Source organism: Branchiibius hedensis, from assembly GCF_900108585.1.
GTDB lineage: Bacteria > Actinomycetota > Actinomycetes > Actinomycetales > Dermatophilaceae > Branchiibius > Branchiibius hedensis.
The window spans coordinates 855,662-870,159 of sequence record NZ_UESZ01000001.1 but is presented as its reverse complement, the minus strand read 5'-3'; the positions used below and the strand labels follow the sequence as shown (position 1 = coordinate 870,159).

General features: G+C 67.9%; 15 protein-coding genes. 2 read left to right on the top strand and 13 right to left on the bottom strand.

What is annotated here, in order from left to right; genetic code table 11:
* Nucleotides 1-48: 48 nt before the first annotated feature.
* On the top strand, nucleotides 49-327 hold the full coding sequence (locus DR843_RS20485; protein WP_177647411.1) for a hypothetical protein: 279 nt from the start codon (nucleotides 49-51) through the stop codon (nucleotides 325-327).
* Nucleotides 328-390: 63 nt separating this feature from the next.
* On the opposite strand, the gene DR843_RS04295 is transcribed toward DR843_RS20485, so the two are convergent.
* The 7 genes from DR843_RS04295 to DR843_RS04265 form a co-directional block, all read right to left on the bottom strand.
* A complete protein-coding gene (locus DR843_RS04295; protein WP_109684262.1) occupies nucleotides 391-1,350 on the bottom strand; it encodes a DivIVA domain-containing protein in 960 nt (319 codons plus the stop codon).
* 160 nt (nucleotides 1,351-1,510) lie between these two features.
* Nucleotides 1,511-1,789: a YggT family protein gene (locus DR843_RS04290; RefSeq protein ID WP_109684261.1), complete on the bottom strand. Its 279-nt coding sequence runs from the start codon at nucleotides 1,787-1,789 to the stop codon at nucleotides 1,511-1,513.
* A 48-nt stretch (nucleotides 1,790-1,837) separates the two neighbouring features.
* Nucleotides 1,838-2,356 (bottom strand): cell division protein SepF, encoded by a 519-nt coding sequence (locus tag DR843_RS04285; protein ID WP_109684260.1) that lies wholly within the window; start codon nucleotides 2,354-2,356, stop codon nucleotides 1,838-1,840.
* 42 nt (nucleotides 2,357-2,398) lie between these two features.
* Nucleotides 2,399-3,109, bottom strand: coding sequence for a YggS family pyridoxal phosphate-dependent enzyme (locus DR843_RS04280; RefSeq protein ID WP_109684259.1), 711 nt, complete (start codon nucleotides 3,107-3,109; stop codon nucleotides 2,399-2,401).
* On the bottom strand, nucleotides 3,106-3,843 hold the full coding sequence (locus DR843_RS04275) for a purine nucleoside phosphorylase YfiH/LACC1 family protein (protein WP_245933983.1): 738 nt from the start codon (nucleotides 3,841-3,843) through the stop codon (nucleotides 3,106-3,108). Before DR843_RS04275 ends, DR843_RS04280 begins: the two co-directional genes overlap by 4 nt.
* A gap of 28 nt (nucleotides 3,844-3,871) precedes the next feature.
* A complete protein-coding gene (gene ftsZ, locus DR843_RS04270) occupies nucleotides 3,872-5,041 on the bottom strand; it encodes a cell division protein FtsZ (RefSeq protein WP_109684258.1) in 1,170 nt (389 codons plus the stop codon).
* A 266-nt stretch (nucleotides 5,042-5,307) separates the two neighbouring features.
* Complete coding sequence (locus DR843_RS04265; protein WP_146202480.1) at nucleotides 5,308-5,943, bottom strand: helix-turn-helix domain-containing protein; 636 nt, start codon at nucleotides 5,941-5,943, stop codon at nucleotides 5,308-5,310.
* Between the two features lie 50 nt (nucleotides 5,944-5,993).
* Between DR843_RS04265 and DR843_RS04260 the strand changes: the two genes are divergently transcribed.
* On the top strand, nucleotides 5,994-6,674 hold the full coding sequence (locus DR843_RS04260; RefSeq protein ID WP_109684256.1) for a LuxR C-terminal-related transcriptional regulator: 681 nt from the start codon (nucleotides 5,994-5,996) through the stop codon (nucleotides 6,672-6,674).
* Between the two features lie 7 nt (nucleotides 6,675-6,681).
* On the opposite strand, the gene murC is transcribed toward DR843_RS04260, so the two are convergent.
* From murC to DR843_RS04230, 6 genes are read right to left on the bottom strand one after another with little or no spacing between them, the layout of a single operon-like run.
* Nucleotides 6,682-8,154, bottom strand: a complete 1,473-nt coding sequence (gene murC, locus DR843_RS04255; RefSeq protein ID WP_109684255.1) for a UDP-N-acetylmuramate--L-alanine ligase — start codon at nucleotides 8,152-8,154, stop codon at nucleotides 6,682-6,684.
* On the bottom strand, nucleotides 8,141-9,253 hold the full coding sequence (locus DR843_RS04250) for a UDP-N-acetylglucosamine--N-acetylmuramyl-(pentapeptide) pyrophosphoryl-undecaprenol N-acetylglucosamine transferase (RefSeq protein ID WP_109684254.1): 1,113 nt from the start codon (nucleotides 9,251-9,253) through the stop codon (nucleotides 8,141-8,143). Before DR843_RS04250 ends, murC begins: the two co-directional genes overlap by 14 nt.
* The gene (gene ftsW / locus DR843_RS04245; RefSeq protein WP_109684253.1) at nucleotides 9,250-10,503 is read right to left on the bottom strand and encodes a putative lipid II flippase FtsW; all 1,254 of its coding nucleotides are present in this window, start codon (nucleotides 10,501-10,503) and stop codon (nucleotides 9,250-9,252) included. The genes DR843_RS04250 and ftsW overlap by 4 nt, the downstream gene beginning before the upstream one ends.
* Nucleotides 10,500-12,020, bottom strand: coding sequence for a UDP-N-acetylmuramoyl-L-alanine--D-glutamate ligase (murD, locus tag DR843_RS04240; protein ID WP_109684252.1), 1,521 nt, complete (start codon nucleotides 12,018-12,020; stop codon nucleotides 10,500-10,502). The genes ftsW and murD overlap by 4 nt, the downstream gene beginning before the upstream one ends.
* Nucleotides 12,010-13,095 carry a phospho-N-acetylmuramoyl-pentapeptide-transferase gene (gene mraY, locus DR843_RS04235; protein ID WP_109684251.1) on the bottom strand — a complete coding sequence of 362 codons (1,086 nt, stop codon included), beginning with the start codon at nucleotides 13,093-13,095 and terminating at the stop codon, nucleotides 12,010-12,012. Before mraY ends, murD begins: the two co-directional genes overlap by 11 nt.
* A complete protein-coding gene (locus DR843_RS04230) occupies nucleotides 13,092-14,489 on the bottom strand; it encodes a UDP-N-acetylmuramoyl-tripeptide--D-alanyl-D-alanine ligase (RefSeq protein ID WP_109684250.1) in 1,398 nt (465 codons plus the stop codon). Before DR843_RS04230 ends, mraY begins: the two co-directional genes overlap by 4 nt.
* Nucleotides 14,490-14,498 lie beyond the last annotated feature (9 nt).

The following is a 14,498-nucleotide window of genomic DNA, read 5'->3' as shown; positions in this document are numbered from 1 at the left end:
GCACTTCTGGTGGCGGCCTTGGCGGGAGCGGTTCGGGTCGGAGCGGTTTTGCTGACGGCACTCGCCTTGGTCGTTTTCGTGGCTGCGGCCTTCTTCGCCCCGGTGCTCTTGGCCGTCGTGGACTTCGTAGCGGTAGCGGACTTCTTGGCGGTAGCGGTCTTCTTTGCGGCCGCCGAGGGACTGCGGGTGGCGGAGCGTCCAGCGGTGCTCGCCGTCGTCGCCGATGCTGGTCTCTTCACTGCCGGGATCCTCGTCTCGCAGTACGCGCCGCAGATCGGGCGCGCGATTGGCACAGAGAGTAATGCAGAGCCAACCCAATCCCCGTGACAAACGCGCATAACTGACGCCGACCACCCCGAAGGGTGATCGGCGTCAGACGAACAATGAGATTCAGGAAGCGGGCTGTTGCTCGACTCCGGTGCTGTCCAACTGCTGGAGTTGGCCGCTGATGTAGTCCTTGAGCTGCTTGCGGTAATTGCTCTCGAAGGACTTCAACTCATCGATATTGCCGGTCAGTCGGGCCTTCTCTTTCTCCAGTTCGGCGAGAATGGCTGACTTCTTCTGCTCGGCGTCCTGCACCAGACCATCCGACTTCTCGGTGGCCTCGCGGATCAACCGGTCGCGGGTGGCTTCGCCCTCGCTGACCAGTTCATCACGCTTCTGCGTGCCCTCGGCGAGCAACGCGGCGTGCTTGTCCTCGCCCTCCTTGAACAGCTGGTCGCGCGCCGTCTGACCCTCGGCCACGTGCTGGTCGTGCAGCTTCTGGGCCAGGGCGATCACGGTCGCAGCGCCCGCTTCGGGGGCAACGGCGGACGACTCGACCGCCTGCTTGGCGCTCTGCGCCTCCTGCTCGGTGGCGGCACGCTTGGCGCGCTCGACCTCCTGCTGGGCGGCCTGCAGGTCCTGCTGGGCCTTCGCGAGCTGCTCGTCGAGTTCCTGCTTGCGGGCCTGCGCCTGCTCCAGCTGGCCCTGGGTCTGCGTCAACTGCTCCTTGCCAGCGGCCAGCTCGTCCTGCAGTTGCTTGAGCTGCTGTTCGTACTCGTTGGCCTTCTTGGCGATTGCGGGATCGACATCCGTCGACGCAGCCGCAGCGGCCGTCGGCACCTCGGTGGTGACGTCGGCGTCCGAGGCCGGCGCGTCCTTGGTGGCCGGTGCGACGTAACCCTTACTGCGACGGCAGTCCTCGAGCTGGGTGCTCAACTGCTCGTTCTCGCTGTTCAGCCGGCGCAGCTCGACGACGATCTCGTCGAGGAAGTCGTCGACCTGGATCTCGTCGTACCCCTTGCCACCGCCGAATCCACGTGGCTTGGTGAACTCCTTCTTGACCACGTCTTCAGGCGTCAGCGCCATGTGTTCACCTCAGTGCTGTCGGGTTGTCCTCGTCACGACCGGTGGGCCGGCACGCGGACAACAGTTTGAAACTAGTCCACTGCACACCATAGAAGATCTGGCTGGGTACACACACTCGGGTGCTCGATCGAGGTGCCCCGCAGCACCCACGGGGCGGGTTCTAACGCAGCACCGACAGCAGCAGGGAAACGGCGAGGACGAGCACCAGGAAGGCCAGGTCCAGACGCACGTTTCCCAACCGCAGCGGCGGGATCAACCGGCGCAGGAACTTCAACGGCGGGTCAGTGATCGTGTAAATACCTTCGGCCACGACCAGGACCGGGCCGCGCGGTCGCCAGTCCCGGGCGAACACCTGAACCCAGTCCAGGACGAGGCGGCCGAGCAGCACGATGAAGAACAGGTACAGCAGGAGGGCGATCACCGAGATGACGGTCGTCATGGCAGTCATTGTGCGCCATCGGATGCCAGGTCACGGCATCGGAGGGACTCAGCTCTGGTTGAACAGACCCCGGCCCGCCGCAGCGGCGTCGGCCTGGGAGGAACTGACCTCGACGCCGGCCGGCGACAGCAGGAACACCTTGGCGGTCACCCGCTCGATCGTGCCGTGCAGACCAAACACCAGACCGGCGGCGAAGTCGACCAGGCGCTTGGCGTCGGTGTCGTCCATGTCGGACAGGTTCATGATCACCGGCACACCGGCACGGAACGACTCGCCGATGTCCTTGGCTTCGTTGTAGGTACGCGGGTGGATCGTGTTGATGCGGCTCATTGCGCTGGCCTCGAACCTGGCTTGAGTGGCGACGGCGGTGTTCTTGGTGATCGGCGTGACGGCGGCCGGTTGGGGCGCAGCCTGCTCGTCGGCGTAACCGGTGTCACTGTAATCGTCGTAGGTCCCATACCCACCGTCGGCGTACGAATCGCCGCCGACTTCGTGGCCCTGGTCGTAGCGGGTATCGGCCTCGGCCAACCCCAGATAGACCATCGTCTTGTGCAATGCCCCGCTCACTGACTGCTCCCTCGTTCGACCCGGCCGTTCTCGGGTAGGACGCTACCGGGGTGCGGGTCGATCCCCGAGGATTGCGCTTCCGACACGCAGGTGTGTCGCTCCAGCGGCGACCGCTTGCTCCAGGTCACCACTCATCCCCGCCGAGATCAGGGTGGCGCCCGGGTGGTCCGCGCGAAGCTGCTGCGAGAGGCTGGCCAACCGCTCGAAGGCGGCGGCTGGATCGGCGTGCAGCGGCGCGACGGCCATCAGGCCAACGAGTTCGAGACCCTCGGTCGTCGCGGCTGCCTCGGCCAGCGCCGGCAACTTCGCTGGAAGAACGCCGCCGCGACCCTGGTCGTCACCGGCCAGATCGACCTGCAGGAAGATCGGCAGCACCCGCCCCCGCTCCAGCGCGCCGCGTGCGAGTGGTGCCAGCACCTTGGCCCGATCAACGGACTGCACCCGATCGGCGTACGCCGCGATGTGCCGCGCTTTGTTGGACTGGATCTGCCCGATGAAGTGCACCCGGAGCCGCTCGCGCACCGACGCAGGCAGCTCGGCGAGTTTCGCGGCGGCTTCCTGATCGCGACTTTCGCCGATGTCGATGACGCCGAGGTCGGCCAACCGGTGCAGATCGGTGGCCGGGAAGTATTTGGTGATCACGACAAGCCGCACGTCGTCAACGGGTCGGTGTGCCGCCGCGCACGCCGCTGCGATCCGTTGATGGACGGCCGTCAGCCGGTCGGCAAGCTGCGTGGTTCGCGCATCCGTCATGCGGCGGCCTCCCGCATGACGATCACGCCGGCGCCGCGCCCGCCGGGTCGGTCGCGACGGTGGGAGAACAGCGTGGGGTCCTCCCGGGTGCAGCCCGGGAGCCACCGGACCGCCACATCCTCCTGCGCCAGTTGCCAGACAACCCCGGCAGGTACGTCGATCGCCGCAGTTCCCGACCACGTCACGGACCGAGTGACCGGCCAGCGTGACGCGACGGACTCCTGCAGGTCGGCGGGGACTTCGTAGCACCGGCCGCAGATGGCTGGACCGACGATCGCGTGGATCTGCTGGGCGCCCTCCCGGCGCAGGACCTGGACCGCCTCGGCGACGATCCCGTCCGCCATGCCGACCCGGCCGGCATGGACTGCCGCGACCACGCCGACTGTGGCGTCATAGAGCAGGATCGGCACGCAGTCGGCGGCCAGGGCGACCAGCGCCGAACCCGGCGTGGCAGTCACCATGCCGTCGGCGATCACCTCTGGCGAGCGGTCGGTGACCGGTACGACGGTCGTGCTGTGCCGGCTGCTCATCAGCAACAGACGCGAACGCTCGATGCCCATCGCGGATGCCAGCCGACCGCGATTGACCTCGACGTTGCCGGGATCGTCGCCAACCGCACCACTGAGGTTGAGTGAACCCACGTCACCGCCACTGACCCCGCCCTCGCGGTCAGTGAAGTAGCAGTCGATGACTGCACCACGCGGGCCGGTCACCCGCTCGGACCAGAAGAACACCGGTTGTCAGCCGACCAGCGGGACGACGTCACTTCAGGAAGTCGGGAACGTCCAGTTCGGGTCGGTCATCGAAGGTGACCTCGTTCGGCGGCACCACACCCGGCGCCGGAGCGCTCTGCGGCTGGCCGCCGTCCGGACCGGTGGGCTCGGCGGGGACGGCCGGGGCGGCGGGCGCGGGCGCCGCCTGCTCCTGCGGGCGTGAGGCGCTCTGGATCTGGCCAAGGGCCCGGTCGTCAGCGCGTCGTTGCGGTGCACCGCCGTCGAAACCGGCCGCGATCACCGTGACCCGCACCTCGTCACCGAGGGCGTCGTCGATGACCGCACCGAAGATGATGTTGGCCTCGGGGTGCGCGGCTTCCTGCACGAGGCGGGCCGCTTCGTTGATCTCGAACAGGCCCAGGTCGCTGCCACCCTGCACGGACAGCAGCACACCCTGCGCACCGTCGATGCTCGCCTCGAGCAGCGGCGAGGAGATCGCGAGTTCGGCCGCCTTGATCGCCCGGTCGTCGCCGCGCGCCGATCCGATACCCATCAGCGCCGAACCGGCGCCCTGCATAACGGACTTGACGTCGGCGAAGTCCAGGTTGATCAGGCCCGGCGTGGTGATCAGGTCGGTGATGCCCTGCACACCGGACAACAGCACCTGGTCGGCGCTGTGGAAGGCATCGAGCATCGAGATGTTGCGGTCGCTGATCGACAGCAGTCGGTCATTGGGGATGACGATGAGGGTGTCGACCTCTTCGCGCAGCGCACTGATGCCGGTGTCGGCCTGGTTGGCGCGGCGGCGGCCCTCAAAGGTGAACGGGCGGGTGACGACACCGATGGTGAGCGCGCCCAGACCGCGGGCGATCCGTGCGACCACGGGGGCGCCACCGGTTCCCGTGCCACCGCCCTCACCGGCGGTCACGAAGACCATGTCAGCGCCCTTGAGCACGTCCTCGATGTCTTCTGCGTGATCCTCGGCGGCCTTCTTGCCCACCTCGGGGTCCGCGCCAGCGCCCAGGCCACGGGTCAGTTCGCGGCCGACTTCGAGCTTCACATCGGCGTCACACATCAGCAGCGCCTGGGCGTCGGTGTTGATCGCGATGAACTCCACGCCCTTGAGTCCGACTTCGATCATCCGGTTGATGGCGTTGACGCCGCCGCCGCCGATGCCAACGACCTTGATGACGGCGAGGTAGTTCTGCGGATTGGCCACGGCCGGGGTGCCTTTCGGTGGGGCGTCAAAGGAGGCGACACGTGCAGTCGCGCGCGTGGTGCAGGTTTATCACGCATGACTACGGGTCTGAGCATCCGGTCGAACCTCAGACTTCGGGCAACCGCATGCCGTGACCATCATGCGAGGTCGAGGGTGACCTGGCCGTGGCGACACACCGATGCCGGAAATCCTTGGAAATTCCGGGTGGTGCGCACGATCCTACGAGGGCGCGGGCCGCGACCGCGACAGTAAGCCTCGAGTGGAGGTCAAGGTAATGGCTCTCCTGGTAGGTCCCCGTCACGCGACTCGAGCCACCCTCGGGCTACGACAGCCCGTCGCAGACTGATGCGCGAGCCGCAGGGTTCCTCCAGGCGTCGCCGGACGTTGGCCAGGTGTGCCTTCAGCGTCGCCTCACTGATCTGCAGTCGCTGCGCCACCGCCAGGCGGCTGTCGCTCGGATAGTCCAGCAGATAGGCGCGCAGCACCCGGGCCTCGCCGCCGGTCAGACTCTCAGCGGTTCCCGGCTCGAGCGCAGGTAGCCAGCTCATACCTCCGCCGGCCGTCCGGACCGCGTCCACGAGCTGGTCGCGCGACCCGATCACCGAGACGTAGGCCTGAACTCCGCGCCGCACGAGCTCTTGCACGTTGGTCGGGTGAAGGTAGCCGCCCCACACCACGACCGGTAGCTGCCGGTCGACGGCGCTGTCCAGATAGTCCTCGAACGCCTGGGTGACTCGATCGATCAGGACGACATGTCCCTTGGCCCGGGCCATGGTCCCGGGTTGCACGACCCGGGTCGGGAACGGTTGCACCGCGATGCGGAGAGCATCGCGGTGCAGCGGAAGCTGGCTGGCGATCGCCACCCGCACGGACTGGCCGTCGGTGCCGGGTTGCTCACCCATCGCCATGATCACCATCCCATCACACAGCTGGGCTACTACCGTGTGCCGATGTGAGCGAGCAGGCCAAGGTTGCAGCGGCCCCGGTCGGCCGTCGCAGACTGATCGTGCTGCACAGCAGCCCCGTCGTGGCCGACGCCCTGCGCGAGGGCCTGGACGGCGCCGATCACGTCGTCGCGGTCGACGCCTTCTACTCCTGGGCAGACTTCGCCAGGCGGTGGGATTTCGCCCCGGCCTGGGCGATCGTCGATGCCTACCTTGACGATCACGTACCCCTCGCCTTGAAGGTGCGCAGTCTGGTGCGCGAACGCTCGGGGGTCATCGTGCTGGGCACGCGATACTCCCCGGCGCTGCGCGAGCGTGCCTTCGCCGAGGGTGCGGTGGCGTGGTTGGAGCCGTCCCGCGCGTTGGACAGCATCGTGACGACGATCTGTGCGATGACCGCCGAACGTCCTCATCGCCGCCCGGACCGAGCCGCGACCGGGACCACGTTGACCGACCGCGAATTGCAGCTGGCCAGTCTGCACGCCTCCCGACGCGGCCTGACGCCGGCAGCGATCGGCCGCTCCCTGGGGTTGGCCCCAGCCACGGTGAAGACCCACATCGCCGCTACTCGGCGCAAGTACCGCCAGAACGGCGTCCCGGTGCGTAGCCGCGAAGAACTGGCAGCTGCCCTGATCGCGGACGGATACCTCATCGGCGACGACGACTGGCAGCGACAGGCCCGCTGGTAGCGCCGGTTCAGACCGGCTCGAGGTGTCCGCTCTCCAGGGAGGCGACGATCCGCGGAACGATCGTGGTGACGTATCCGGATCCGGCCAGCAGCACCAGGTCCCCCGGCGCAGCGTGCTCGAGGATCGCCTCAATGGTTGCGTCGTCGGTCGGCGTATAGAGGGCAGTCGTGCCGACGATGCGGTCGGCGATCACCGCACCCGTCACGCCGGGGATCGGATCCTCCCGGGATGGCGCGACGTCCATCACGATCGCGACATCGGCCGGCGCCATGGCGTCGGCGAACTCCTGGGCGAAGCGTTGTGTGCGGGTGAACAGGTGCGGCTGGAAAACCGCGATCACCTTGCCGTCGCCCTTAGTGGCAACACCGGTCTGGACGAGGGCGGCGACCTTGTCGGCGTTGTGCGCGTAGTCGTCGATGACCCGAATGCCCCGCGGTGTGCCGCGCAGCTCGAAACGCCTTTTGACACTGGTGAATTCGCCGACAGCCCAGACCGCACGGTCGCGTGCGACCCCCAGCCCCTCGCTCAGGGCAAGCACCACGGATGCGGCGTTCATCAGGTTGACAGCGCCGGGGATCTGCACGCTCATGCGGTGCTCCTCCCCCGTGTCGGCGAACCGTACGGTGGCTGCCCACTCCTTCGGGCCCAGCAACTCCTGGGTCAGTTGCAGATCGGCTTCGGCCCCATGACCGTAGGTCGCGGTCCGGATCCCCCGGTCCCGTGCCACCTGCGCCAAACGGGCCGAACCGACCTCATCGGCACACGCGGCGAGAAGACCGCCCGCCTGGATGGTCTCGGCGAACGAGACGTAGCCGTCGAACATCGTGTCCAGGTCGCCCCAGAAGTCGAGGTGGTCCTCGCGGATACTCGTGACGATGGCGACCTTCGGGTGGTAGACCACAAAGGATCCGTCGGACTCATCCACCTCAGCTACGTAGTAATCGCCTTGCCCCGCACCGGAACTCGCGCCGATGCCGCCGATGGCAGCCCCGGTGATGAAGGACGGATCAAGACCGCACGCGCGCATCGCGACGGTGGCCATCGAACTGGTCGTCGTCTTGCCGTTGGTGCCGGTGACGGCAATCGCGGCACGCCCGTCCATCGCCACGACGATCGCCTGGCTCCGGTGCAGGATCAGCAGTCCGCGCTCCCGGGCCACCTGCAACTCCGGGTTGTCCTCCCGGATCGCGGTCGACACCACGACCCACGCTCCATCGGGCAGGTCGCGCGCGGTCTGCGCGCTCTGGCCGATGGTGACCGTTGCCCCGTGCTCACGGACGTCGGAAACCCGTTCGGATTCGGCGCGATCCGACCCGGTGACGGTGATCGCCGAGCCGTCCGGGCGGCGGTACCCCAGGAACAGTTTGGCGATGCCGACCATCCCCGAACCACCGATTGCGATGAAGTGCACGTGCGTGGCATCGGCCAGGTGCGGCAACGGAACCGAGAAATCGAACCGGTCGTTCCTACCGAACACCATGGGCGCGCTCCCCTATCGCTTCGTCGATGATGGCCACCAGTGCGGCCGCTGCGTGTTGATGGCCTTGTCCGGACGCAGCCTCCGACATCGCCGCGAGACGCTCGGTGTCACGAACCAGGCCGGGCAGGTTGGCGGCGATCCAACCGGCGGTGAACTCATCATCGGGCACCAGCACCGCGGCCCCGGCATCGACGGCGTCGCCAGCGTTCAGCCGTTGCTCGCCGTTGCCGTGCGGCAAGGGGACGAAAACCGCTGGCAATCCGAGCGATCCGACCTCGCAGACCATGTTGCCGCCCGCCCGGGTGACCACCAGGTCAGCCACGGCGTACGCGAGTTCCATGCGATCGGCGTACGGGACGACGACGTACACCGGATCACCCGCCGCTCCCGGGCCGGGGTCGAATTCCTTGCCGCGACCGCTGATGTGGAGCACCTGGATCCCGGCCGCACGCAGGTCGCGCACCGCCCCGGCGAAGGCGTCGTTGATCGATTGAGCACCAAGGGATCCACCCGTGACCAGCACGGTCGGCCGGTCATCGGCCAGTCCGTAGGTAGCCAGCGCCTCCGGTCGCAGGGCGGCCCGATCCACCGACGTGATCTGTTGCCGCAACGGCATTCCCGTGCGGATGGCGTGCGGCAGATCGGTGGCCCGGAACGTCGTGGCGACGTGATCGGTCAACCGCGCACCGAGTTTGGTGGCCATCCCCGGCATGGCGTTGCCCTCGTGTACGACGATCGGCACGCGGGAGCGACGAGCCGCCAGGAACGCCGGCGGGCTGACGAACCCGCCGAACCCCACGACCGCATCCGCGTCCACTTCACGCAGCAGGTCCCGCGTGGTGCGTACGGCGCTGCGCAGGCGGGCGGGAAACCTCACCGCGTCCAGATCGGGGCGTCGGGGGAAGGCTGCCTTGGGGATCAGCCGCAGGTCGACACCGGCGGCGGGCACGATGCGCTCTTCCAGCCCGCCGTAACTACCCAGCGCCGTGATCCGGGCGTCGGGATGGGCGATCAGCAGCGCCTCAGCGGTGGCGAGTAACGGCGAGATGTGACCGGCCGTCCCGCCGCCGGCGAGGACGACCGAGGGCGCGTCGCTCACGAACGCTTCCCCCGCGCCGGGAGTACGGCCATCGCGCTGCGCACCACACTCGGGCGGGACCCGAGCATGCGTTTGCACTGTGGCTCGTTGCGCGCGAACGACAAGAGCATGCCGAGCGCGACCAGGGTCGTGATCAACGCCGAACCTCCGGAGGACAGCAACGGCAACGGGATCCCGATGATCGGCAGCAGGCCGGTCACCGAGCCGATGTTGATAGCCGCTTGGCCGATGATCCACACCATCGTCGCCGCGGTGGTGATCCGCACGAAGTTGTCCCGGGACAGCACGATCAACCGGTAACAGCCGAAGGCGAGGGCGACGTACAGGGCAAGAAGGGCCAGTGTGCCGGGAAGGCCGAGTTCCTCGCCCACGATCGCGAAGATGAAGTCGTTGTGCGCCTCTGGAAGCCAGGACCACTTCTCCCGCGATGCGCCGAGGCCGACCCCCCACCAGCCGCCGTCTGCCATCGCGTAGAGCCCGTGCACCTTCTGCCAGCAGCCTTCGGCGTGCACGTCACTGCAGCTACCGACCCAGGCGTTGATGCGGCTCATCCGACTGCCCCGGGTGATGACTCCGACGACGGCCAGCACGGCGACCAGAGCAGCGAAGACGCCGAAGATCCGCAGCCGCATCCCGGCGACGAACAGTGCGGTTCCCACGATCAAGCCGAGCACCAAGGTCGTGCCGAGGTCCTGCCCGGCCATGACCAGCCCGATCGCGATCAGCGCCAGGGGCAGGACGTACGGAATGAGGGCGTGGCGGGCCTGGCCGATCAGCGGTCGCTTGCGGGTCAGCACCGCGCCACCGACCAGGACGAGGGCGAGTTTGGCCAATTCGGAGGGCTGCAGGGTGATCCCACCGAAACTCAGCCAGTTCTTGTTCCCGCCGATCGTGACGCCGAACTGCATGACCGCTGCCAACAGCACCACGGCCAGCGCATAGATCGGGAACGCCAGACGCTTCCACCAGACCACCGGCAGCTGGCTGGCGACGAGGGCACCCACTGCGCCGACCGTCGCGAAAACCGCCTGGTTGATGAACGCCGAGTACGGCGACTTGTTGCTGGTGAGCAGTTCGACGCTGGAGGCGGACAGCACCATCACCAAACCGAAGACGGTGAGCAACACCGTCGAGCCCAGGATCAGGTAGTAGGGCGCAACCGGCGATTCCAGACGCTCCCAGGCGGCGTGGACGGCGCGACGAAATCCGCCGGCCGGTGCGGCGCGGTCAGCACCGGTCGAAGCGGTCACGCGTCTTCGTCCAGGTGCAGAGCCCGACGAACCGCGGCGGCGAACGCATCACCGCGGGCACCGTAGTTCTCGAACATGTCCAGCGACGCGGCCGCCGGGGACAGCAGCACGGTGTCGCCCGGTCGGGCGGCTTCGATCGCCATCGCCACCGCCTGATCCATGGCACCAGTGTCGGTGTCATCGATGACCAGCCGTGGGACATCGGGTGCGTGTCGCTGCAACGCGGCCACGATCAACTCCCGGTCCACGCCGAGCACGATCGCGGTGCGCAATCGGGACGCCGACTCGCGCACCAGGTCATCGATCTCGGCGCCCTTCAACTGACCGCCGGCGATCCAGACGATCGGGTCGTAGGCCGCGAGCGCGGCGCCGGCCGCTTGGGGATTGGTGGCCTTGGAGTCGTCGATGTAGCGGACGCCTTCGTGGGTGACCACGTGGGTCGTGCGGTGCGGTTGCGGGCGGTAGTCGCGCAGCCCGTCGCGCACGGCGACGGGGGCTACGCCGTACGCCCGCGCCAGCCCGGCCGCAGCCAGGGCGTTGGCGACGTAGTGCGGTGCGGGATCCTCGCCGGCCACGGAAAGGTCTGCGAACCGGGCCAACTCGGCCGCGTTGTGCCGACGGTCCTCGACGAACGCACGGTCGGCGAGCGCATCGTCGACGACACCGAGCATGGAGACCGCGGGGATGCCGAGGGTGAAACCGATCGCGCGGGCACCCTCGACCACCTCCGCCTGCTCGACCAGTTCGCGGGTGAGGGTGTCCTGTTCGTTGTAGAGGCAGGCCACCTGGGTCCGCTCGTAGACACGCCCCTTGCAGCGGGCGTACTCCTCGAAGGAACCGTGCCAATCGATGTGATCGGGGGCCACGTTGAGGCATACCGACGCGACCGGTGAGATGGAGCGCGACCAGTACAACTGGAAGCTGGACAATTCGACCGCGATCACGTCGTAGGGCTCGGGGTGCAGGACAGCTTCCAGGATCGGCAGGCCGACGTTTCCAGCAGCAACCGCCCGCAGACCAGACGCGCGCAGGATCGACTCCAGCATGGTCACCGTGGTGGTCTTGCCGTTGGTGCCGGTCACGGTCAGCCAGGGCGCCGCGCCCTCCCGCGCCCGCATCCGCCAGGCGAGTTCGACCTCGCCCCAGATCGGGATACCCGCCGCGTCGGCGGCGACCATGAGGGGATGGGTCGGGGGCACCACCGGTGAGGTGACCACCAGATTGGTGCCAGCGGGCGGGGCCTGCTGGTGCTGCGCGCCGAAGAGCACGCTCGCCCCGAGCACCTCGAGGATCTGCGCGCGTTCGGCCTCGCGCTCGGTGCGGGAACTGGACAGCACGGTGACGGTGGCACCGCGTTCGAGCAGCGCGTCGGCCGCGGCGAAACCGCTGACGCCCAGTCCCATCACGGCAACGGACAGCCCGGACCAGTCGGCGTCCCGGTGGGTCAGTTCGAGGGCACCGCGCAGGGGTTCGTACGCCGGGTCCACCGGCCACAACTCACCGGATTCAGGAGGCACCGACAACCCACTCTGCGTAGAAGAGGCCCAAGCCGACTGACACGCACAGCCCGGCGATGATCCAGAACCGCACCGTGACGGTGATCTCCGCCCAGCCGAGTAACTCGAAATGGTGATGGATCGGGGCCATGCGGAAGACCCGTTTACCGCCGCGTAGCTTGAACGAGCCGACCTGCAGGATCACCGAGACGGCCTCCATGACGAAGAGCCCGGCGATGATCACCAGCAGGAGTTCGGTGCGGGTGGTGATCGCCAGACCAGCGAGGGCACCACCCAGCGCCAGCGAGCCGGTATCGCCCATGAAGATCTTGGCGGGCGCGGCGTTCCACCACAGGAAGCCGAAACACGCGGCGGTGATACAACCGGCGATCACGGCAAGGTCGTAGGGGTCGCGCACGTTGTAACACTTGGTCGTCTCGACGTACTCGCAGTTCTGGTTGAACTGCCAGATGCAGATCAACAGGTAGGCGCCGAAGACCATCACACAGGCACCGGTCGCCAGGCCGTCGAGACCGTCGGTGAGATTGACGCCGTTGGAGGTACCCGCGACCAGCAGGTTGGCCCAGATGATGAACAGGATCAGGCCCACCGCAGTGCCGGCGAAGGCCAGGTTGACCCAGGTGTCCCGCACGAAGGAGATGTGCCAGCTGGCCGGCGTCCGCCCGCCCTTGTCGGGGAAGTTCACGGCGAGGATGGCGAAGATGGTTGCCATCACCACCTGACAGGCCAGCTTCTGGTAGGTGTTCAGTCCCAGGGACCGGTGCCGGCTGATCTTGGTCCAGTCATCGGCGAACCCGACCGCACCCAGACCGACCATCAGCCCGAGGACGAGCAGCCCGGACACGCTCGGGGCGCTGAGCGTGGCCAGGTGAGCCACGGCGTACCCGACCAGGGTTGCCCCGATGATCACCGCCCCGCCCATGGTGGGGGTGCCGCGCTTGGTGTGGTGACTGGTTGGTCCGTCGTCCCGGATGAACTGGCCGTAGCCTTTCTTCACCAGGAAGCCGATGAAGGCCCGGGTACCGAACAGACCGATCAGCAGTGCGGTCAGTGAACCGATGAGGACGGCCTTCACTGCGGCACCACTCCTCCGGCTTCGGTGATGATGCGATCCCCCAGGTAACGCAAGCCGGAATCCCTACTCGATTTGAACAAAACGACGTCGCCATCTTCCATCATGCCGCGCAACTGCTCGTGCGCGGCATCGACATCCGCTACGAACCGTACCGAAACCCCGTCCGCCTGCGCTTCGGTTCCGATCGGTTCGGCTCCGGGCCCCACCGCTACCAGTACGTCGATGCCCAGCTGGCCGGCCAACCGCCCGACCTGCTCGTGGGCGGCCAGCGAAATGTCGCCGAGTTCGAGCATCTGACCGAGCACGGCAATCGTCCGCCGACCGGACCCCATCGCGGCCAGCGCCCGCAGCGCCGCGGCCATCGAATCGGGGTTGGCGTTGTACGCGTCATTGACAACCCGGACCCCGTTGGGCAGGTCGAAGATCTCCATCCGCCAGCGGCTCACCGGACCGGCGGCCTGGACCGCGGCGAGCGCCTGCTCGTCGGGGACGCGCAGTTCGCGAGCCGCCGCCAGCACGGCCAGGGCGTTACCGACGTGATGCGCACCGGCCAGTCGCAACGCGACAGCTACCGGCTCGGCGGCCCAGCCGTGCACCACAAATTGCGCGCGTCCGGCGTCGTCGAGACGTACGTCGCTGGCGCGAAGATCGGCGTCGGCACTGGTGCCGACCAACAGGACCCGGGCATCGGTCACGGCCCGCATGGCCCGCACCCGGTCGTCGTCGGCGTTCAGGATGGCCAACCCCTCGGCTGGCAGCGCGGCGACCAGCTCCGATTTGGTCGACGCGATCGCCTCGACGCTGCCGAAACCGGCCAGGTGTGCGGTACCGACGTTGAGCACGATGCCGATCCGCGGCGGTGCGATGGTGGTCAGGTAGGCGATGTGGCCCACGCCGTCCGCGCCCATCTCCGCCACGAGATACCGCGTATCGGGCGCCACCCGGCACACGGTGAGGGGTACGCCGACCTCGGAGTTGAACGACCCGACCGGGGCAACCGTCGGGCCCTGGGTGGTCAGCACCTGGGCCAGCAGATCCTTCGTCGAGGTCTTGCCGGAGCTACCGGTGATCCCCACGATCTGCAGACCGGGACTCTGGTCGACGACGAACCGGGCCAACCGCGCGAAGGCGTCCTGGACGTCAGGTACGACGAGCGTCGGGACGTCCTCGATCGGCCGCAGCCCGAGCACGGCCACCGCACCGTTCGCGACAGCGGCCGGAGCGAACTGGTGACCGTCGGCGTGTTCACCGATCCGGGCGACGTACAGCGAGCCCGGGCCGGCCAGCCGGGAGTCGATCACCACGGGACCGTCGACCACGAGGTCCGCGGCGTCTGCAGCGACCAGCTCGGCGTCGACGGCGCGAGCGATCTGGGATAGGGAGAGCGGAATCATCGGACTGGG